This window comes from Paenibacillus ihbetae, from assembly GCF_002741055.1.
Taxonomy (GTDB): Bacteria; Bacillota; Bacilli; order Paenibacillales; family Paenibacillaceae; genus Paenibacillus_AQ; species Paenibacillus_AQ ihbetae.
The window spans coordinates 2,435,778-2,455,270 of sequence record NZ_CP016809.1 but is presented as its reverse complement, the minus strand read 5'-3'; the positions used below and the strand labels follow the sequence as shown (position 1 = coordinate 2,455,270).

General features: G+C 53.7%; 19 protein-coding genes. 13 read left to right on the top strand and 6 right to left on the bottom strand.

What is annotated here, in order from left to right; translation table 11 throughout:
• Positions 1–35 precede the first annotated feature (35 nt).
• From BBD41_RS11025 to BBD41_RS11010, 4 genes are read left to right on the top strand one after another with little or no spacing between them, the layout of a single operon-like run.
• Entirely contained in the window at positions 36–398 is a 363-nt protein-coding gene (locus BBD41_RS11025; protein WP_028407387.1) for a PadR family transcriptional regulator, read from the top strand.
• Positions 385–1,068 carry a permease prefix domain 1-containing protein gene (locus BBD41_RS11020; protein ID WP_237087056.1) on the top strand — a complete coding sequence of 228 codons (684 nt, stop codon included), beginning with the start codon at positions 385–387 and terminating at the stop codon, positions 1,066–1,068. Before BBD41_RS11025 ends, BBD41_RS11020 begins: the two co-directional genes overlap by 14 nt.
• On the top strand, positions 1,065–1,658 hold the full coding sequence (locus BBD41_RS11015) for a DUF4825 domain-containing protein (RefSeq protein WP_077569867.1): 594 nt from the start codon (positions 1,065–1,067) through the stop codon (positions 1,656–1,658). Before BBD41_RS11020 ends, BBD41_RS11015 begins: the two co-directional genes overlap by 4 nt.
• Positions 1,659–1,708: 50 nt before the next feature.
• Complete coding sequence (locus tag BBD41_RS11010; RefSeq protein ID WP_099477609.1) at positions 1,709–3,013, top strand: LLM class flavin-dependent oxidoreductase; 1,305 nt, start codon at positions 1,709–1,711, stop codon at positions 3,011–3,013.
• A gap of 95 nt (positions 3,014–3,108) precedes the next feature.
• On the opposite strand, the gene BBD41_RS11005 is transcribed toward BBD41_RS11010, so the two are convergent.
• The 3 genes from BBD41_RS11005 to BBD41_RS10995 all read right to left on the bottom strand — a co-directional run bounded on the left by BBD41_RS11005 (position 3,109) and on the right by BBD41_RS10995 (position 5,816).
• Positions 3,109–3,627 (bottom strand): DinB family protein, encoded by a 519-nt coding sequence (locus tag BBD41_RS11005; RefSeq protein WP_099477608.1) that lies wholly within the window; start codon positions 3,625–3,627, stop codon positions 3,109–3,111.
• A 175-nt stretch (positions 3,628–3,802) separates the two neighbouring features.
• Positions 3,803–4,408 (bottom strand): class I SAM-dependent methyltransferase, encoded by a 606-nt coding sequence (locus BBD41_RS11000; protein WP_077569864.1) that lies wholly within the window; start codon positions 4,406–4,408, stop codon positions 3,803–3,805.
• The gene (locus BBD41_RS10995; RefSeq protein WP_077569863.1) at positions 4,401–5,816 is read right to left on the bottom strand and encodes an NAD-dependent malic enzyme; all 1,416 of its coding nucleotides are present in this window, start codon (positions 5,814–5,816) and stop codon (positions 4,401–4,403) included. The genes BBD41_RS11000 and BBD41_RS10995 overlap by 8 nt, the downstream gene beginning before the upstream one ends.
• A 205-nt stretch (positions 5,817–6,021) precedes the next feature.
• Between BBD41_RS10995 and BBD41_RS10990 the strand changes: the two genes are divergently transcribed.
• Positions 6,022–6,321, top strand: coding sequence for a hypothetical protein (locus tag BBD41_RS10990; protein WP_077569862.1), 300 nt, complete (start codon positions 6,022–6,024; stop codon positions 6,319–6,321).
• 446 nt (positions 6,322–6,767) lie between these two features.
• Positions 6,768–7,805: a lytic polysaccharide monooxygenase gene (locus BBD41_RS10985; protein ID WP_099477607.1), complete on the top strand. Its 1,038-nt coding sequence runs from the start codon at positions 6,768–6,770 to the stop codon at positions 7,803–7,805.
• 290 nt (positions 7,806–8,095) lie between these two features.
• Here the strand turns inward: BBD41_RS10985 and BBD41_RS10980 are convergent, their stop codons facing one another.
• A complete protein-coding gene (locus tag BBD41_RS10980) occupies positions 8,096–8,857 on the bottom strand; it encodes a DeoR/GlpR family DNA-binding transcription regulator (protein WP_007132472.1) in 762 nt (253 codons plus the stop codon).
• A gap of 357 nt (positions 8,858–9,214) precedes the next feature.
• Here BBD41_RS10980 and BBD41_RS10975 point away from each other — a divergent pair, with 357 nt between their 5' ends.
• The 6 genes from BBD41_RS10975 (at position 9,215) to BBD41_RS10950 (ending at position 15,489) form a co-directional block, all read left to right on the top strand.
• Positions 9,215–10,270: an ABC transporter ATP-binding protein gene (locus BBD41_RS10975; RefSeq protein WP_077569859.1), complete on the top strand. Its 1,056-nt coding sequence runs from the start codon at positions 9,215–9,217 to the stop codon at positions 10,268–10,270.
• A complete protein-coding gene (locus BBD41_RS10970; protein ID WP_099477606.1) occupies positions 10,263–11,141 on the top strand; it encodes a carbohydrate ABC transporter permease in 879 nt (292 codons plus the stop codon). The genes BBD41_RS10975 and BBD41_RS10970 overlap by 8 nt, the downstream gene beginning before the upstream one ends.
• A gap of 136 nt (positions 11,142–11,277) precedes the next feature.
• Positions 11,278–12,018: a carbohydrate ABC transporter permease gene (locus BBD41_RS10965; protein ID WP_237087097.1), complete on the top strand. Its 741-nt coding sequence runs from the start codon at positions 11,278–11,280 to the stop codon at positions 12,016–12,018.
• Positions 12,019–12,113: 95 nt separating this feature from the next.
• A complete protein-coding gene (locus BBD41_RS10960; protein WP_099477605.1) occupies positions 12,114–13,451 on the top strand; it encodes an ABC transporter substrate-binding protein in 1,338 nt (445 codons plus the stop codon).
• A 35-nt stretch (positions 13,452–13,486) separates the two neighbouring features.
• Positions 13,487–14,251 (top strand): glycerophosphodiester phosphodiesterase family protein, encoded by a 765-nt coding sequence (locus BBD41_RS10955; protein WP_099477604.1) that lies wholly within the window; start codon positions 13,487–13,489, stop codon positions 14,249–14,251.
• On the top strand, positions 14,248–15,489 hold the full coding sequence (locus BBD41_RS10950) for a sn-glycerol-1-phosphate dehydrogenase (RefSeq protein ID WP_099477603.1): 1,242 nt from the start codon (positions 14,248–14,250) through the stop codon (positions 15,487–15,489). The genes BBD41_RS10955 and BBD41_RS10950 overlap by 4 nt, the downstream gene beginning before the upstream one ends.
• A gap of 170 nt (positions 15,490–15,659) precedes the next feature.
• On the opposite strand, the gene BBD41_RS10945 is transcribed toward BBD41_RS10950, so the two are convergent.
• Positions 15,660–16,082 carry a VOC family protein gene (locus BBD41_RS10945; RefSeq protein ID WP_077569854.1) on the bottom strand — a complete coding sequence of 141 codons (423 nt, stop codon included), beginning with the start codon at positions 16,080–16,082 and terminating at the stop codon, positions 15,660–15,662.
• 72 nt (positions 16,083–16,154) lie between these two features.
• Complete coding sequence (locus tag BBD41_RS10940) at positions 16,155–16,907, bottom strand: RNA polymerase sigma factor (protein WP_099477602.1); 753 nt, start codon at positions 16,905–16,907, stop codon at positions 16,155–16,157.
• Positions 16,908–17,293: 386 nt separating this feature from the next.
• Here BBD41_RS10940 and BBD41_RS10935 point away from each other — a divergent pair, with 386 nt between their 5' ends.
• Complete coding sequence (locus BBD41_RS10935) at positions 17,294–19,258, top strand: methyl-accepting chemotaxis protein (RefSeq protein WP_077569852.1); 1,965 nt, start codon at positions 17,294–17,296, stop codon at positions 19,256–19,258.
• Positions 19,259–19,493: the final 235 nt, after the last annotated feature.

Sequence of the window (19,493 nt, the reverse complement as noted above, 5' to 3'; positions counted from 1 at the left end):
TCCCATTCTTTCCGTCAGAGGAGGCTTCGGAAACGTTGCTTGAATCATTACATAACAGCGATTTGATACGGGGAAACATCGACACGTTTATTCTTCGCGTGCTCATGGACGGAGATAATTACGGGTATCAAATCATTAAAGAAATTGCAAGGCGAAGCGGCCAACGATTTGAGCTTAAGGAGCCGACGCTGTACTCCAGTCTGCGAAGGCTAGAGAAGCAGGAGCTTATACGCTCGTATTGGGGGGAGGAGACCCAAGGAGGACGACGGAAATATTACCATCTTACACCGCAAGGGCGTGAGCGTTTTTTAAGAAACAGGAGTGAATGGAAGGCTGCGCGGGTCGTTATCGATGACTTGATCGGATATGGAGAGGAGCTGGATCATGATGTCGAATGAACATGAATTGGAGGTTTACGTTAATCGGTTATTTGCGAATCATCGGAAGACAAGGGAGACGCTGGAGCTGAAGCAGGAGATTCTTAGTAATCTGGAGGCAAAGGTTGCCGATGAAATGGCTCATGGAATGGACCGTCAAGCGGCAATCCGTTTAGCGATCGATGGCATCGAGGGAATCGATGACCTGCTCGATGACAACCCGAGAATGTATGTTACCCGTTATCGTTATGAGCTTCTGCAAAGTGCCTTGATCTATATTCTGCTGGCATGGATACTGACTCTGCCTGCACGGATTATGCCTAGCGGGGTGATGATTAATTCCCTGCTTCTGTGCTTGGCCGTCCTTGCCGGCATCATGTATTTGGTCGTGTCCTCGCATCTAAAACGAGATGACACGCAAACGGCTGTCGTCCATTCGGCCGGACGGTCGCACCGGCCCAAGACGGCGTGGGCGATCTGGGGGATATTCATGGTTGTCGTTACCGCGTATACGTTTATTTTGCAATTCGGCAGTGATATTTGGTTTGGCCGTCCCCTTAAGGTAGATGGACCCTATTCGCTGTATGTCATCGCAATGCAGCTCGCCCTTCCCTTGACATCGGTAGTCGTCCCGATGCTGGTTCATCGGGCCTCCAGATTAACCGACAAACATGAGGTAAAGGAAGCATGAGCAGAAAAAATAAATGGATCGTTGTACTGTTGATTATCGGCATCAGCGGCCTGATCGCGCTGGAAGGCTTCATCAAGCCCAGGGCGAATGCGCAGGCCGTTCGATACGAGGCTGAGCAAAACGATCCGTTAACGCATGACATCCGTCAATCGATACCGTATTCGAACAAGTATATGGGGAATGCGGGGAATTTCGCCAATCTGAACGCATCCCTGCCTTTTCGCAGCATCGGAAGAACCTTTCAGATGTACCCTGACCGGCTGACAGCCGAGATTCTGTATCAGGCAAGAGCAGGGGAGCTTGCCCCTGACAAGCTGAATGCATTTTTCATGTATAATTCAACGGCGAATTTTGCATTGATCGATAACCTCGAGGAGCTGATATTCACTTTTGAAGATCAAAGCTTTACGATTCGGCGGGATGAGGTTGAGACATGGTACCGGGAAGTAGGAAGCGTTGCGCTTCTGCGCGATGTCGATTTGTGGAGGACCCACGTCCAATCCCGCATAGCTGATGAAGACAAAGTTACCGACTTTGTCACAAGTGTTGTGAGACCAAGTTCGCAAAAGAAGGATAGATCATCGATATAGAAGTGTGTAAGACCTCAATTCACAGTGTCTGAACGTATGGAGGAATAACGATGAGTCAACAGGAGAGACGATTGAGTCTCGGTGCTTTTCTGATGAATTACGGTCATCATATCGCGGCATGGCGTCATCCGGAGTCGTCGAAAGTCCGGCCGATCGATTTAGCCTTTTACAAAGATTGCGCTCTTGTCGCTGAGCGCGGAAAATTCGATATGATATTCCTTGCGGACAACAACTCGATTCCTTTAATAGGGGATTTAAGAACCAATGTCAGCTTTCTTCAGCCTGAAGCCTTGACGATGCTGAGCGCTTTGGCGGGCGTGACCTCACATATCGGCCTGGCGGGGACCGCTTCAACCACCTTCAACGAGCCCTATAGCTTGGCCAGAAGGCTCTCAACGCTGGACCATATTAGCGGTGGCAGGGCAGCATGGAATGTTGTCACCTCCACCAAGGATGCGGAAGCGCGGAATTTCGGATCAGCTGCATTGCTGGAGCATGGGAAGCGGTATGAACGGGCGGAAGAATTTATGCGGGCGGTTACCGGCCTGTGGGACAGCTGGGAGGAAGATGCTGTAGTTGTGGATCGGGAAGGAGTCGTGTTTGCCGATACGGATAAAATCCACCGGGTTCATCACCAAGGGGAATATTTTCGCATCGAAGGGCCGTTGAACATGCCAAGGTCGCCGCAAGGCAGCCCCGTGATTATCGAGGCAGGCACCTCGGCCGCCGGACAACGGCTGGCTGCGCGAACGGCGGATGTTGTATTTACGGCATGCGAGGATAAGGCGGAGGCCATCAGGTACTATCAACGGTTTAAGAGGCTGCTGACTGAATATGGGCGTGAACCGGATGATGTAAAAGTAATGCCGGGCCTGCTCGTATTCCTCGGGGAGAGCGAGGAGGAAGCCTGCGAATCCAGGCAGATGTGGAGCGAGCTTATTTTGCCGGAGGCTGCGGTTAAATATCTGTCACAGCTATTGAATACGGATCTGAGCGGATACCCGGCCGAAGGGTTGTTACCGGATCTTCCCAAGGAAGGGAACAGCAGCCGGGCGGTCATGATTATAGAGACGGCTAAGCGAAGCGGAATGAGCATTCAGGAGCTGGGACGGCATTATGCTGTGGCACGAGGCCATATGACCGTTACCGGAAGTCCTGATCAGATCGCGGATATGATCGAGGACTGGTTCAGGAGCGGAGCCTGCGACGGCTTTAATGTTATGGCGCCTTTATTGCCAAGCGGGCTGGAGCGATTCGTGGATGCGGTGGTGCCTTTGCTGCAGCAAAGGGGAATATTTCGTTCAGAATATTCGGGGCGCACATTGAGAGAGCACCTAGGGATCGGACTTAGATAACCGGAAGACCGATCGGGTCGATCTGTATATCCTTATAAAAAAAGGGCATCCAGTACCGGAATGTTGGCGATTCCGGTGCCGATGCCCTTTTTCATTTATGACCTTAAATATTTATCGCGAATCAAATTCATATGGTGAATTTCGTGGCCGGCAATGATATAAGCGGCTGCTCTGGCGGAGAGTGGATAGTTGTTAAAGCTGCCTTGCGCAAGCATCCCTTTCTCCGTCAGACTTCCTACGAGCGTCAAGGTCGACATCCTGACTGCGGAGTAATCCCGCAGCACTTCCTTCAGCGGCAGGCTGGCAAAGGGAGAGTTCTGAACGAATGCCTCACGGTCATAACCGCAAAATTCCCGGGCATCCCCGCGGGCTATATGAAGAAGACGATAGCTCCATAGACGCTCCCCATCCGCAATATGGCCGACCACCTGCTTCAAGCTCCATTTTCCCTCTGCATACCGGTAAGCTGCTTGCTCCTCCGTTAGATCGCCCAGCGTCTTTAATGTATCGTCATGCAGCTCCTGCAGCACATCCACAATATTTCCGTCAGGCACCAAACGGATGTACTTCTCAGCCAAAGGCAAATATTCGGTTGGATCCGGTCTTGTATTCATAACGATTCCTCCGATTTAGAATGTAATGTCGCATCCTTAGACTCATATGCAGACAGAGCCGCCAGCATGATTCGTTAGGAAGGCTCAGATGTTGTGCTGAATCAGGCTCCTGCATATCAGGCTCCAGTATATTAGACAGACTCCTGCATATCAGGCTCCTGCAATCAGCTCGGCATTAGGTTGCTTGCGCCCAGATCAAGTGGACGATGCCGTTCCAGTAGCGCTCGGATTGTAGCACCTTCAGCGGTGAGTCCTTCACGATGCGAAGAATATCCCGGTTGAAGTGACAGCCGGATATCCGCCGGGCTGCAGGGTTGGCCAGATGCTGGGCGAAGCCGACCAGCCGGTTGGTGCTAACCCCATGCTCCAGCAGATAGATGCGGCCGCCGGGTTTGGCCCAGCTGTTCATGCGGCGCAATACCTTCAGGGGATCCTCGTAGCCGCATAGCGATAGCGTGGACACCACGCAGTCAAATGACCGCTCAGGAAGCTCAAGCGTCTCGATATCGCGTTCCAGAAATGTTGCCCGAATGCCAAGCTCTGCCGCAAATTGCCGCGCACGGCTCAGCATCTCCGGCGAGAAGTCGACCGCAGTTAGCTCGACCTTGTCCGGACGATAGAACGGAAGATTGGCACCGGCACCGACGGCGACCTCCAGCACCTGTCCCGAGACGTCCTGAAGCAGCCGCTGCCGCCATTTCCCGATATAGCGCTGCCGGGAGTTTCGCTCGTACATGGCGGCTTGCTTGTTGAACTTCCGGATCAGTGAGCCTTTATTCACGCGGAATTCTCCGTGCTACGCCGGTTTTGATCGCAGCCTTTACGACAAGCTCGCGAATGGCCTTCACGACGTTTTGGTTGAATACGCTCGGGATAATGTAGGAAGGGTTCCGTTCATCATCGGGCACAGCCGAAGCGATGGCCTCAGCCGCTGCAAGCTTCATTTCCTCGTTGATCGTGGTCGCTCTGCAGTCGAGGGCCGCGCGGAAAATTCCCGGAAAGCAGAGCACGTTGTTGATTTGGTTCGGATAATCCGAGCGTCCGGTCGCGATGACGCCAACGATGTCTTCCACCTCTTCCGGCCGGATCTCCGGCGTTGGGTTGGCCATGGCAAAGACGATCGGGTCGTTGGCCATCGCCAGTACGTCCTCGCGGCGGAGCAGGCCGCCTGCGGACAGCCCGATGAATACATCGGCGCCGCGAATGACTTCTTGCAGCGAGCCTTGCACCTTGTCCGGATTCGTATGCTCCGCGTACCACTGCCACATCGAATTGCTGTAGCTGCCGCCGGCAACCAATGCCCCTTCGCGGTCGACGCCAATGAGATTTTTGACTCCGGCCGAGAGGAGAATTTTACTGCAGGCAACCCCGGCGGCGCCGATTCCGCATACGACCACCTTGATCTGATCGATGGATTTTCCGACGATTTTCAAGGCATTGATGAGAGCTGCGTATAATACGACGGCTGTGCCGTGCTGATCGTCGTGGAAGACGGGGATATCCAGCTCATCCCGCAGCCGCTGCTCGATTTCAAAGCAGCGCGGAGACGAAATATCCTCCAGGTTGATCCCGCCGAAAGCGGGTGCCAATGCTTTGATGCAGGCAATGATCTCCTCGGTATCCTGGGTGTCCAGACAGATCGGGAACGAATCCACGCCTGCCAGCTGCTTGAACAGCATGGATTTGCCCTCCATGACCGGCATCGCCGCATACGGACCGATATTGCCGAGTCCCAGTACAGCGCTTCCATCGGAGATGACGGCGACCGTGTTTCTTTTGATCGTCAGGGTATAGGCCTTCTTGGGGTCTTCCTGTATGGCTGCGCAGACACGGGCGACATCAGGCGTATAGACTCGGGAGAGATCATCGCGGTTCTGGATTGGAACTTTGGGCTGTGTTTCGATCTTGCCGCCGAGATGCATAAGGAACGTGCGGTCGGATACATTGACGAGTTTAACGCCCTTCAAATTTTTCACGGTATGCGTGATCTTGCCGATGTCGACGCTGTCAGTAACCGTAATCGTAATATCGCGGACGGTGATATGGCCGCTGGACTGGATGACGTCGATGGCCACCATATCTCCCCCGGCTTCGAAAATCGCGGATGCAACCTGGCCGAATTTGATGTCCTGCGTGTTCATTTCCAGTCTGAGAATAATGCTCTTTCCTCCGAGTCCGTTTTTTTCCATTGCTACCTCCATGTGTGTTTAATCATTGACATGATTGTTAGTGGGTGTAACGGTGTATAATGTTAACAATAAGATCTTTCGCTAAACGCTGGTCAATTTCCTGTCTCCCGGATCGAACATTCCCGGATCCGTATCAAGAAATTAATGGCAGGGGCGGCGTTATACGGATTGGATCCACTCATTACACGGTGAAGGAGAGAAGACGATGAATGCCCGAATCGAGGAACTCGAGAAACGCCTGGAGAGCAAGCACCATAAAGACCTGTTTCTTCAGATGAAGCATACGCTTCAGGCCGTGGACGATCTGGCTGAAGAGCATCGAAGGTACCAAGCGGTTCAAGCGCTCAGCGGGGTGCGGATCGTCGGCGCCGAAGAGAGTGTCTATTTTGATACCCTTAACCAGGTGAAGGAGCTGATCGTGCACACGCTGGAGATGACGATCGAGGACCTGGAGCACAAGGGAGATAAGCGGTACGAGAAGCACTTCAAGGATGGCGTCGAGTGATCTCCTGAAGATGGCCGGCTCGTTTCCGGTACGGCAAGCTTTCAAGAGAACTGTTCCATAAGTAGATATTTCTACTGTGGGCAGTTCTTTTTTTGATTTATAACGCGAACAACGGCAGCCGGGATCGGGCGCTCTTGCTTGCCAACCTGTCAGCTATTGTCGTGGACGAGCTAAGATTGTCCGACGATTGATACAATATTATCCAATTCCCATTGGAATGTGTAAAAAATCGTTGTTTTCTATTATGGGATACCACGAGTCGATCCATTAAAATGATGATAGGGATGGTAAAGCTTGGACATTATAATGATTCTTCCAAGCTTGACAGAACTTAGGGAACGGCTCTGCGCTCGGAGCTACGGACAAAGGAGGGGTGCAAGAAAGAGGGGATCGACAATCGCTTGCGGCAGTTGATTGAATTTTACAATTAAAAGGAGGAACATTGTATGACATTAAGTTTACCGAACAAATCTTGGCTCAAGCATGTAATCATTGCAGGCTCCACGATGCTGTTGATGGCTTTATTCATGGTTTTATTTGCGGATAAGGCGTTTGCCCACGGATATGTTGAATCCCCGGCGAGCCGCGCGCTTCTGTGCAAGCAAGGGGTTAACTCCGATTGCGGCGCGATCGTTTATGAGCCGCAGAGCTTGGAAGCACCTAAAGGCTGGCCGGCAGCAGGTCCTGCTGACGGTAAGATTGCAAGTGCAGGCGGAGCATTCCCTAAGCTTGACGAGCAGTCCGCTACACGCTGGAGCAAAGTCAGCATTTCTCCAGGAACGACGACGTTCAAATGGCATTTGACAGCTCCGCATGTGTCGGCAAGCTGGAAGTACTACATTACGAAGGACGGCTGGGATCAGAATGCTCCGCTGAGCAGAGCTTCCTTCGACCTGACGCCGTTCTGCTCGATTAACTACGGAGGCGCAAAGCCGCCAACAGATTACACATCAACCTGTAACGTTCCGGCAAAATCCGGATACCATGTCATTCTGGCTGTATGGGAAGTAGCTGATACGGCAAATGCATTCTATAACGTCATTGATGTTGACTTTGGCGGCGGTAACGGTACTCCGAACCCGGGTGTGCCTGCCCCGACAGGTCTGACGTCTCCATCCCAAACCAGCAGCAGCGTTTCCCTGGCATGGGCAGCTTCCACTGGGGCTTCCAGCTACGAGGTTTATCGTAATGGAACCCTTGTGGGTACATCCGCAACAACCTCTTACAATGATACGGGGCTGACGGCTGGAACGTCTTACACGTACACCGTGGTTGCTGTCAGCAGCAACGGCAGCAAATCCGCCGCTTCTGCGCCGCTGGCGGTATCGACGTCCGGCAGCTCCGCGACCTACCCTGCTTGGAGCGCAAGCACCGTGTATCTGGGCGGCGACAAGGTTTCGTACAACGGCAAGAACTATGAAGCAAGATGGTGGACGCTTGGTGAAACACCGGGATCTGCCGATGTATGGAAGCTCCTCCCGTAAGCATCACCCTTCCATTTTCAAGGATTCTCGAATGTGAATGAATAGGAGCTGTCCCTAAGTAGATTTTTTCTACTGCGGGACAGTCTTTTTTTATGTATGGCGATGGATAGCGAAAGCGCGGACTCCAGGCGTACCATCTTCGATGGGAAGAACGATTCGATATGGTTGCGCAAGACATCGTCGCGGAGTTCCAGGCGGGTTATAACAAAACAAGAAGGGACCTCCGCAGGGAGCCCTTCTTGTTTTTTCATGGAGCGGTCAAGATAACTGTTGCCTTAAGTCTAACAGCCTTACGCCCGGTACACCGTGATGCCCCGTTCCTGGAACGGCCGAATATCGGCATCGGAAGCTTCGGTTCCGGTGACGAGGGTGTGGATCGCGCTGTTCGGCGCTACGGTATGCAGGGACAGCTTGCCGATCTTGGAATGGTCGGTAACCACGACGATTTCGCCTGCGGCGCGGATCATGCCCTGTTTGGCGGGGACAAGCAGCGCTTCCGGGTGCATCAGCCCGTGCTGCGGATGCAGGGCAGGCGTTCCGATGAAGGCCTTTTCCACATGCAGCGAACCAAGCACGTGATCGGTAAACATCCCGTTCAGCATATAACTGGAGGGGTACAGCTCCCCGCCGGTCAGAATGACCTTAATGCCGGGAGCATCCCGCAGCTCAACGGCTACGTTCATATCGTTGGTTATAACGGTAATGTCGGACCGGTGAATCAAATGGGTGGCGATATGCAGGGTGGTTGTACCCGAATCGATAATGATATTCTCCCCGTCTTCGACGAGGGAGGCCGCCAGTTGGCCAATTCGGATTTTCTCCTCACGGTGAACGTTGGCACGTTCATTAAAGGACGGCTCGTTCCGCGTCCACTGCTCCATGATGACCCCGCCATGAGTGCGCTTCAGGGCGCCTTCCTGTTCAATCTCCGCCAGATCCCGGCGGATGGTTGCAGTATGAACGCCGAATTCCTGCGCAAGCTGGGCGACCGTAGCCGTTCGATATTGCCTTACATAATCAATGATTCTTCGTTTTCTCTCATGTGCCAGCAACCGATCATATCTCCCTTCCTGACTCGAGCATAGGCTCATACGGCATTTTTATATTCAATGCGCATTGTTGCACTTTTATGCTCACCGTTCAGTTCCCTCTCATTGTACCCTTCTAACGTTAAGCGAATGTTAAAACTGCAGGCACGGCGCGAATTTACATAAACCGAACCCCAAGCTAACACTCTCCTAATAAAGCCGATCTACAATCGATTTGAGTAAAAATGAACAAAAATGATCATTATCTGCTCATTTGGTGCGTACAAATAAGCAGGGATTGAAAGGGATTTCATGAATGATGCTTTGTTCATTACGCTGTACAGCATGATCAGATTATTACACAGGTGAGGGGGATCGCATTTGGCATCCATTGAATTCGTGAAGGTTAGCAAACACTTCGACCGTCAGCCCGTCATACAGGATCTGGATCTCAAAATCGAAGACGGCACGTTCACCGTCCTCGTCGGCCCGTCCGGCTGCGGAAAGACTACGCTCCTGCGCATGATTGCAGGGATTGATCCGCAAACCTCGGGCACCGTGCTCATCGATGGCAAGGACGTAACGCGCATCGCTCCGGGCAAACGCGGCGTGGCGATGGTATTCCAGAATTATGCCATTTATCCGACGATGTCGGTTCGGGAGAACATTGAGTTCGGGTTGGTGAACAACAAGGTTCCGAAGGCGGAACGGACCCGGCTTGTCGAGACGATCGGAGAAACGGTCGGCCTCGCCGATTACCTGGACCGAAAGCCCTCCACGCTGTCCGGGGGACAGCGCCAGCGGGTCGCGCTTGCACGGGCGATGGTGAAAAATCCGTCCGTCTTTCTCATGGACGAACCGCTGTCGAATCTGGATGCGAAGCTGAGAGTGCAGATGCGCATTGAGCTGATCGAGCTGCACAAGAAGCTGGGCACCACCTTTGTCTATGTGACGCATGATCAGGTAGAAGCGATGTCCATGGCGGATACGATCGTGCTGATGAACAAGGGAGTCATTCAGCAGGAGGCGCCGCCGGAGGTGGTGTACCGGAAGCCGAGCAATCTGTTCGCCGCCCAGTTCATCGGCGTGCCGCCGATGAACATCGCTCCGCTTGGCGAAGACCGGAGCACATTCGGCTTCCGTCCGGAGAACGCCGTCCTTGCCGCCGAGCAGGGCTCGTTCCATTTTTCCGCCAAAGGGGAGATTGCCACGCGCGAAATGCTTGGCTCCGAGACCATCTACCAGGTGAAGACGGGGGATGGGCGGTCCTTTATGGTGAAGTGCCCGGACGATGTATTCCATGTCGATCAGGAGGTATACCTTGGCGTGCCGGCCGATAAGCTGTTCTTCTTCGGGGCGGATGGCAACCGCATCGAGGAGCGGGACGCGCGCTACCCGGATTTCCTGGAGCGGCTGCGGGGGCAAAGTCATGGATAAGAAGCGGATATGGGAAGGATTTCGTCCTTACGTTCTAATCGCGCCGGCGATGGCGGGCATCGGCCTGTTCGTTATGTATCCGGTGGGCTACCTGATCTATTTGAGCCTTTTCAAATACAACCTGCTTAACAAAGACAAGAGCCGATTCGTTGGACTGGATAATTTCACGCAGATCCTCGGCCGGGGCGATTTCTATAAGGCGCTGTGGAATACCACGATTTACACCGCCGGCGTCGTGGTGCTGACCATGCTGCTGTCGCTGCTGTTCGCCGTATGGCTGAATAAGAAGGGCCGCTTTAATTCCATCGTGCAGGCCGGAATTTTTACGCCCCATGTGGTCTCGATCGTTTCGATCTCGCTTGTGTGGCTGTGGCTAATGGAGCCGAATCAAGGGCTGCTCAATTATGTCCTCAAACTGGTCGGGCTCCCGCCTTCGGATTGGCTGCAAAGCTCCAAGACCGCCCTGATGTCGATCATCATCGTGTCCGTATGGCAGGCCATCGGTTACTATACGCTCATTATCGTGGCTGCTCTGCAGAGCATATCGCCCAGCATCTATGAAGCGGCTGCGCTGGATAACGCAAGCAAGTTCAAGGTGTTCTACAAAATCACGCTGCCCATGATTTCGCCGCAGCTGTTCTTCATCCTGATTATTATGACCATCGGCTCGTTCAAGGTGTTCGATACCGTTCAGGTCATGACGGGCGGGGGGCCCAACAATGCCACTACGACGCTGGTGTACTACATCTACGGCTTCCGTACGACCAATATCGGGTATGCGTCTGCCACGGGCGTGCTGTTGATGGCAGTTATCGGGCTTCTTACCTTCGTTTATTTCCGGCTGCTGGCCAAGAAGGTCCATTATCAATAATCTCCGCCGCGTTAAGGCAGAAAGGAGGAAGAGCTTGAAGACCCTGAAGACCCTGGAATGGAAGAGCATCGGGCAAGCACTGAGCATCTTGCTGAAGGCCGCCGTACTGATCCTGTTCATTTTTCCGTTTCTGTGGATGATCTCCACGTCGCTGCAGACGCTTCGCGAGACGATGGCGTTTCCCCCGACATGGATCCCTGCTTCGCCGCAGTGGGGCAACTTCGTCGAGGCGATGAATGCCGGGCCGTTTCTGACGTATTTCAAAAACTCCGTCGTCGTGACAGGCTCCATCCTTATTTTGCAGTTCCTTGTCATGATCCCGGCGGCTTATGCATTCGCCAAGTATAAATTCCCGGGGAAAACGGTCCTGTTCGGCATGATTCTGCTGGCGTTCATGATTCCCGGCCAGGTCACGTTCATTCCCGTCTACCTCATGATGGCGGAATGGGGACTCGTGAAGACGCTGCTGCCGCAGGTCATCCCGTTCGTTTCGAATGCCTTCGGCATTTTCCTGCTGCGGCAGTATTTCATGCAGATTCCGGAGGAAATCATCGAGGCGGCCCGGCTGGATAATGCCAGCGAGTTCAACATTATGCGGAAAATCATGATCCCGATGTCGGGGCCCGCGCTCGCAACCATTGCGCTGTTCAGCTTCGTCAGTCATTGGAACGATTATTTCTGGCCGCTCGTCATGACCGATTCGGCCGAGGTCCGGCCGCTGACGCTCGGAATTGCGATGCTGCGGGAAACCGAGGGCATCAGCAACTGGCATATCATCATGGCCGGCAACGTGATGCTGGTCGTACCGATCCTGCTGGTGTATCTATTCTGCTCGAAGCATATCGTGAAGGCGTTTGTGTATTCAGGAATTAAGTAAAACACTTCGTGATCAGAAGGCGACTTTTTGAACAATCTCTTAAATTTGACAGGAAACTACATGCAATTATCGAAACATAATGGAGGAATGAAAAAATGAAATCCAAGTGGTTTACGCTGTTGTCCATCATGGTGCTGTTCAGTTTGCTGGCCGCGTGCGGCGGAGGAGGCGGCAGCACTGCGAACACCGGCAATACCGGCAGTGCCGGCGAGAGTCCGGGAAACGGTGCTGCAGAAGCCCCGTCAGGCGGCGAAGGGGTCACGACCGTTCAATTTTGGCATTCGCTGGGCGGCAAGAACGGGGAGTATATGGATGCGCTCATCCAACGCTTCAATGAATCGCATGAAGATATTGAGGTCGTCGGCACCTTCCAGGGAAGCTATGACGAGACGGTAACCAAGCTGCAGCAGGCCATTGCTTCGGGCACGGGGCCGGACGTGAGCATGTTGGAGCGGGCTTACGTGCAGATGTTTGCCGATGCTGAGGTTTTGGAGGATCTGACCCCGTATCTCGAGCAGTCCGGGATCAGCGCCGATGACTTTACGCCGGGGCTGATGGGCCACTCGTATTTTAACGACAAGCTTGTCTCGCTGCCCTTAAATCGCTCCACCCCGATTTTGCATGTGAATAAGACCTTGCTCGATGAGCTCGGGCTCTCGGTTCCGACGACATGGGAGGAGATGAAGGAAGTCGCGAACGCGCTTGTGGTGAAGGAAGGGAACGAGTTTAAGCGGTACGGGGTCAGCATGCCTTATGACACTTGGTACCCGATCGCGATGATTTCGCAGGCCGGCGGCACCTTCTTCAATGAAGATAATACTTCGATCGGCTTTGGCGATAACGGGGCAGGAGAGAAGGTGTTCTCGTATCTGAAGGATCTGCAGAGCACGGGCGCGCTTTATTATCCGCCGGCCCAGGATTCCGGGAATATTGTGAACAGCATGTTCGTGGAGGGCAAGGTCGGGATGATCTTCCAATCCACAGGCTCGATCGGTGGTCTGGCCAGCACGGTGGATTTCGATTATGTGACGGCTTTCCTGCCGAAGGATGAAGTGCACGCGAATCCGACGGGAGGGGCGAATGTCACGCTGCTGTCTTCTTCCAAGAATAAGGATGCCGCATGGGAGTTTATCCGCTGGATGGAGATGGAGGAGGAAGGCGGGCTCGAGTTTATTTTGCAATCCGGGTATTTGCCGTTTACGAAGCAGATGGTGGAATCGGCGAAGATGCAGGAGCTGTGGGCGAAGGAGCCGAACCGCAAGGTCGCTTACGATCAGCTGGAGTTTGCCGTCGATACGAACAAGGATGTAGCATGGCCTGAAATTATGCATGAGTTTTTCTCGGCGATCGAAGCCATCATGTACGACAGTAAGGATATCCCGTCCACGCTGGACACGTTCAAGAAAGAAACGGAGCGGATTTTGGCTCAGTAATCGATAACAACAGGAAAAAAGGAGTGGCAGGACTTATGATCGAACGACTGCAGGAACAAGCCGGCATCATGGTGGCCGCACACCGCGGCTACAAAGCGGCCTATCCGGAAAATACGCTGGCGGCATTTCGCGAAGCGCTGGAGCTCGGCGTCGACATGCTGGAATTCGACCTTCGGCTGTCCAAGGACCGCCAGGTCGTCGTCATTCATGACGCAACCGTCGACCGGACGACCAATGGCACCGGCAAGGTAAGCGACTTTACGCTGGAGGAGCTGAAGGCGCTGGATGCGGGCGGCTGGTTCGGGCAGGCGTTCAAGGGCCACGTCATCCCGACCCTGGAGGAGCTGTGCGAGCTGCTGGCGGAATATCCCGAGGTGCTGTGCAACGTGGAGATTAAGCCAAGTCCGGATGCCAAGGAAGCTGCGGATCTGACGATCGCCATATTAGGCCGGCACGGTTACCTGGAGCGCTGCGTGTTTACCTGCTTCGATGCAGAGGTGCTTGCTTATATACACGATGCATACGGAATGAAGACCCAGGGCTTTCCCGGAGAGAAAATGTCGAATTTCATCCCGGGCGAAGACGGCACATATGCAAAAATGTGGGCGATCGGCATTGAAATGTCGCTTTTGTCTCCGGCAATCGTCGCGCGGTTTCAGGAGCAAGGGCTGCTCGTCTGGAGCTACTGCCCGGACGATGAGGAGGGGGTGCAAGCTTCGCTGAAATGCGGCGTAACCGGCATGACCTGCAACGATCCGCTTCCGGCGCTTGCTTTGACCCGAAAGAAGGGTGCCCAATGACGAACCCTTTGCCTTTGCTATCAAACATAAGGAAGCAGACCGCAGACTTGCCGGCGCAGCATCTCGCCAATCTCGATGAAGTCGAGACGATCCGGATTGAGTCCGGAGCTTTATCCGGCGTTGCCGGTTTCTTGGAGCAGAAAGGCTGGACCTCGGTCGTCTTGGTCGCTGATCGCAATACGTACGAGAAGGCCGGCAAATCATTGGAGGAGCTCCTCGTCCGTGCATCGCTTCAGGTGCGGGTGACGCTGCTTCGCCCTGATGCCAAAGATGATGTCATTGCCGATGAAGCCTCCCTGATCCAGGTTATTCTGGATATTCAGCAGAGCAGGGCCGGCGCCGTGCTTGCTGTCGGGGGAGGAACGATTCATGATATTAGCCGGTATGCGGCCTATACCGCCGGCCTTCCGTTTCTTTCGGTGCCGACGGCGGCATCCGTGGACGGCTTTACGTCCAAGGGAGCGCCGATTATCGTGCGGGGGGAAAAAAGAACGATCCCCGCCATCGGACCGAGCGCGATTTTTGCCGATGTCGACATTCTCATGCAGGCACCCGCACCGCTGACCGCTGCCGGGTTCGGGGATATGCTGGGGAAATACACCTCGCTCTTCGACTGGAAATTCGGCAGCCTGATCGGTGAAGAGCCTTACCTGGACCGATCCGCGGACATCACGGCGGCGGCACTTCGCAAATGCTTGGATGCGGCGGGGGCAATTGCCGGAGGTACCGAGGAGGGAATCCGGATCCTGATGGAGGCGCTGATCGAGTCCGGCCTTGCGATGCTGCTGTTCGGTCAGTCGCATCCCGCTTCGGGCTCGGAGCATCATCTGTCCCATTATTGGGAGATGGAGTTTATCCGGCTCGGCAAGAAACAGCTGCTCCACGGCGCCAAGGTGGGCGCAGCCTGCATTGAAATCTCGCGCCTGTACCATGAGATAAAGGAAGAAGGGCTTGAAATCCGCGCGGAGCGTTTCGGGAAAACGGGATCGAACGCGGAGCAGGAGGCGGACCGCATCCGTCATCGGGTATCCGAGCACTGGGGCGACATCCGGCTGCTTCTGGAACAAATCCCGAGTCCCGCCGAGCTTAGTGAACTAATGCGTTCGGTCGGCGGCCCGGCATCGGTGTCGGAGCTTCCGATATCCGGCGAGCTGCTCCAGCGGAGTCTTCGCGAAGCGCATCACGTTCGATCGAGCCGGAAGACCTTGCTTCATATCTATAACGAATATGCCCGATAAGCCGAAGCTTCTGCGGGCGTATGCCTTCAGGGCGACTACCTGTCTTTCTGACATCATGTCTTCAATGGCTTGACGGTGGTCGCCTGATGGCAGCCAACCGCACAAAAAAAGCTGTTCCCTTAGCGAATGAATCGCTGTGGTGAACAGCTTTTTTTGTGTCGTGATGAGGCTTAACTCATTGCCTGCTCCGGCCGTTCTTCGTCAGGTGATGGCCAGCCGCCCCACAGACTTACGTGATTGCCGTCCGGATCGGTGAAGCTGAAGCTGTATCCGCCGTCCTCAATATACCTCATTTCGCTGACGGTCACCCCGCTATTCTGCAGATGCCGGTACACCTCCTGAATCTCATCGACTTGAAGCTGGACGATCGGCTGAAGCTTGCCCTGCGAATCGGTAAATTGAAGTCTCGGGATATCCTCGGCCTGTACGAGACCAAATCCGACATCACCGATGCACAGCCAAGCGGCGGGATCTCCGGGCGTATAGGGAAAAGACAGCTGCACCCCCAACAGCTCCTGATACCATTTCAGCGATTTCTCTACGTCTTTGACCGGCCATTGAATAACGGCAACGCGGTGCGGTGTAATTGCCATGGTTATTTTCACGCTCCTTATACAATTGGTTAACTTGTTTCTCATCTACGCCTTCCCATAGGTGTGATCACTCTAAGAAACGGAAGACGATGCGGAAAAAGAAACGGGCTCTAAAAAAATTCTTGTCGTAAAGGCAAGCAAGTGTCCATCAGGATCCCGGAACGTAAAGGACAGCGCCTGTCCGGAACGCTGGACCTGATGCAGCGCGATGCGGTTTGCGCTGATCGACAGATAGGCATTGGCGATAGCGTACGGATTGGCCGTTTGAAAGCCGTGAATGAGTCCCTCGAACCATGCGGATGAGCCGGAAGGCTGACTCGGCTGGGAAGGCGGAAGAGATGTTTCGTTCTCCGCTTGCAGCTTGGCTAACCGTTTGCGGGCTCGCCTCAATGCTTCCTTCACGGCTCCTTCAGTGCTCTCGATAAGCTGGGCCGCCTCTTTGGCCGTAAACGAGAAGATGTCTACCAGAATGACCAGCACCGTCTGCTGGGCGGTAAGCCGGCCGGCAAGCAGTTCCATCGTTTCTCGGGTGAGGAAACCGTCCTCCTCGTATTCCCTTTCCGGCAAGCCGTCTCCGGAGAGCACGGCCTGACGGCGCTGCTTGCGATAGCTGTCGATCCAGACGCTGCGGGCGACCTGGTATAGGTATGCCTTGGTAATCGGGCGATCCTGAGATCGGGACAGCGATTGATGCAGCTTGATCAGGGACTCCTGCAGCAGATCCTCAGCATCCCACTTTGAGCCCGATGCAAGCTGTAGGCAGTAGCGTCGGAGAATCGGCATAAACGGGGTTATGAGGCTTGAAAATTGGAAATCGAAAGCCATATGTATCACTCCTAATCATCATGCCCTTAACATTCCATAGAGATGGGAACAAGTCCTGCCGAGCCGGCTTCACGTCTATAGATGATGTGATGAATAGACTATATTGGTCCTTTTTGCCTAAATCCACCAAATGCCCTTCGTATGCGAACGAAGAAGTCGAATTTTGTAAAAAGTGAAATGAATCTCTTAAATTCCTTTCCTAAGCTGCCGATAACAAATTAAGCGGAGTCTTACAGTCCAGCATATACCAATATTTTTTCGATACCGCTTGTTCGTTTTTATTTTGTAGTGAGCGCGGCTTAACACAAAAAGAGAGCATACGCAAAAATTTTGGACACAGGAATGAGTAGGACCCCGGAACCATTTTTGGGGAGGATTTTAGAGCCATGCTAAAGAGCCTTAAGCAAAAGATGATAACGATGATTTGTTTGATTCTGCTTGTCAGTCTCGGCACTGTCTTCGCGGTAACGTATAACAGCTCATCCAATTTGCTGGGAGACAGTCTGGACAAGGAAGCGCTCTTGAGCGCCGAGAATCTGGCGCTGCAAATCGACGATTTTCTGAACGCGGAAATTGCGAAGATCGAAACCGTCGGCAAGTTCATTACGGGGGACAAAGAGCAGGATTTGAAGTTGATTCAGAAAGCGCAGGAGCAGAATCCGGAATTCGAAACCTTCTTCTTCTCCTACGATTTGACAGGCAAGAACGTGATCAATTTCCTTGGGGAAATTACCGACGTATCCGACCGGGTTCATTACCAGGAGGCCGGAAAAGGCGAGGGCAAGATCGTCGTATCGGAGCCGGTGCTATCCAAGCGGACCGGTAACAACATCGTAACGATGATCATACCGCTCATGAAGGACGGGAAGCAGTACGGATATATGGGCTCGACGCTTCCGATTAACGAGGTACAGAAGAAAGTATCAGACCAATCTTTCGGCGAAACCGGCTATGCTTTCTTGTTGAGTCGTACCGGAACGTTCATGTGGCATCCGTCCGAGGAGCTCGTCCTGCAAACAAAGGTTCAGGATGTCGATGCGGAGCTGACGAAAGCTTATGAAAAGGTGAGCCAAGGCCAGCCGGGAGAATTCCAATATTCACTGGACGGAACGGCTTATACGGCAGCCTATGCTCCGTCCGAATTGAATTGGGGCGTATTCGTTACGGCGCCAAGCAAGGAGCTGAACGCTCCGATCTCCAAACTGTCGGTAACGCTCGTTGCCATCTCGGCAGGGGCGCTGCTTGTATCCATCGCTGCGGCATATTGGGTGACGTCGCAGATTGTACAGCCGATCCGTAAGCTGAATGCGGCCGTGAAGGAAGTCGCCGCAGGAGATTTGACGAAGACGATTCAAGTGAAGGGCAAGGACGAGGTTGCGGTTCTCTCCGGCGATTTCAACCAGACGGTGTCCCATCTGAAGCATCTGGTCGATGGAGTGAACGATTCATCCAAGCAGGTACTGACCGTAACCGAGGTTGTCTCGGGCGGCGTCGATACGGCGATGAACAGCGTCGATCGGATTGGAACGTCCATTCGCCAAATTGCAAGCGGTGCGAACGCCCATGCTGCAAGCTCTTCCGAGATCGCCGTATCGATGAGCGATATGGCCAGCGGCATCGTGAAGATCGCGGAAACCTCATCCATGGTGTCCGAGGCTGCGCAGGAAGCGGCAACGCAAGCGGAGAGCGGCTCTGTCGTCGTTGAGCAGGCCGTGAAGCAGATCGGCAACATCGGCGAGGGGACATCCAAGGTCGGAACCGCCATCGAGCGTTTGAACGAACGGTCTTCGGAAATCGAGCAGATTTTGAGCTTTATTACGGAGGTCACTTCCCGCATCCGCCTGCTGTCGCTCAACGCTTCGATTGAAGCGGCAAGAGCAGGGGAGCATGGCCGAGGCTTTGCAGTCGTCGCAGAAGAAGTGAAGAAGCTGGCCGGGCAATCGGAAGCGTCCACCGATCAGATTGCGAAGCTGATCACCGAAATTCGGGAGGATACGCTGAATGCGGTCGAAGTGATGGACGTCAGCCGTAAGGATGTACAGGAAGGCATCGCGCTTATTGAAGAGGTTCGCGAGAAGTTCGATAACATCCTGTATGCGACCCGGAACGTGGCTGATCATATTCTCGAGGTTTCGGCGGCTTCCGAAGAGATGTCGGCAGGCTCCGAGCAGGTCAGCGCTTCCATTGAAGAGCTGAAATCGATCGCCGACCATACGTCCAGCGATGCGAAGAATGTGGCAGACGCTGTGGAAGAGCAGATCGTGACGATCAAGGAGATTTCAAACTCTGTGAAGCAGCTTGAGAGCGTAGCCGAGGAGCTCAGCAAAGAATTGGCCAAATTCAAATTGTAATCTCCCCGGGCTGCTTGAAAGGGGGGATGCCTGTAGGAAAGCGTTAAGAGAGCTGCAGCAGCAAACTGGGGTACGAGGCAAGCAGGCACGAAAGCAGAAGCAAGAATGCAGAAGCACGAAAGCAGAAAAGCACGAAAGCAGAAGCAGGAATGCAGATGCGAGAATGCAGTAAGTATGCAGATGCAAGTATGCAAGAAAGCAGAAGTAACGTAGGCAAGTAAGCAGAAGCAAGCTA

Bases quoted from the DNA above. Each gene is read 5' to 3' on its own strand.
- BBD41_RS11020 (WP_237087056.1), top strand. From the start codon at position 385: ATGATGTCGAATGAACATGAATTGGAGGTTTACGTTAATCGGTTATTT.
- BBD41_RS11015 (WP_077569867.1), top strand. From the start codon at position 1,065: ATGAGCAGAAAAAATAAATGGATCGTTGTACTGTTGATTATCGGCATC.
- BBD41_RS11010 (WP_099477609.1), top strand. From the start codon at position 1,709: ATGAGTCAACAGGAGAGACGATTGAGTCTCGGTGCTTTTCTGATGAAT.
- BBD41_RS11005 (WP_099477608.1), bottom strand. From the start codon at position 3,627: ATGAATACAAGACCGGATCCAACCGAATATTTGCCTTTGGCTGAGAAG.
- BBD41_RS10995 (WP_077569863.1), bottom strand. From the start codon at position 5,816: ATGGAAAAAAACGGACTCGGAGGAAAGAGCATTATTCTCAGACTGGAA.
- BBD41_RS10990 (WP_077569862.1), top strand. From the start codon at position 6,022: ATGAATGCCCGAATCGAGGAACTCGAGAAACGCCTGGAGAGCAAGCAC.
- BBD41_RS10985 (WP_099477607.1), top strand. From the start codon at position 6,768: ATGACATTAAGTTTACCGAACAAATCTTGGCTCAAGCATGTAATCATT.
- BBD41_RS10970 (WP_099477606.1), top strand. From the start codon at position 10,263: ATGGATAAGAAGCGGATATGGGAAGGATTTCGTCCTTACGTTCTAATC.
- BBD41_RS10965 (WP_237087097.1), top strand. From the start codon at position 11,278: ATGATCTCCACGTCGCTGCAGACGCTTCGCGAGACGATGGCGTTTCCC.
- BBD41_RS10960 (WP_099477605.1), top strand. From the start codon at position 12,114: ATGAAATCCAAGTGGTTTACGCTGTTGTCCATCATGGTGCTGTTCAGT.
- BBD41_RS10955 (WP_099477604.1), top strand. From the start codon at position 13,487: ATGATCGAACGACTGCAGGAACAAGCCGGCATCATGGTGGCCGCACAC.
- BBD41_RS10950 (WP_099477603.1), top strand. From the start codon at position 14,248: ATGACGAACCCTTTGCCTTTGCTATCAAACATAAGGAAGCAGACCGCA.
- BBD41_RS10945 (WP_077569854.1), bottom strand. From the start codon at position 16,082: ATGGCAATTACACCGCACCGCGTTGCCGTTATTCAATGGCCGGTCAAA.
- BBD41_RS10940 (WP_099477602.1), bottom strand. From the start codon at position 16,907: ATGGCTTTCGATTTCCAATTTTCAAGCCTCATAACCCCGTTTATGCCG.
- BBD41_RS10935 (WP_077569852.1), top strand. From the start codon at position 17,294: ATGCTAAAGAGCCTTAAGCAAAAGATGATAACGATGATTTGTTTGATT.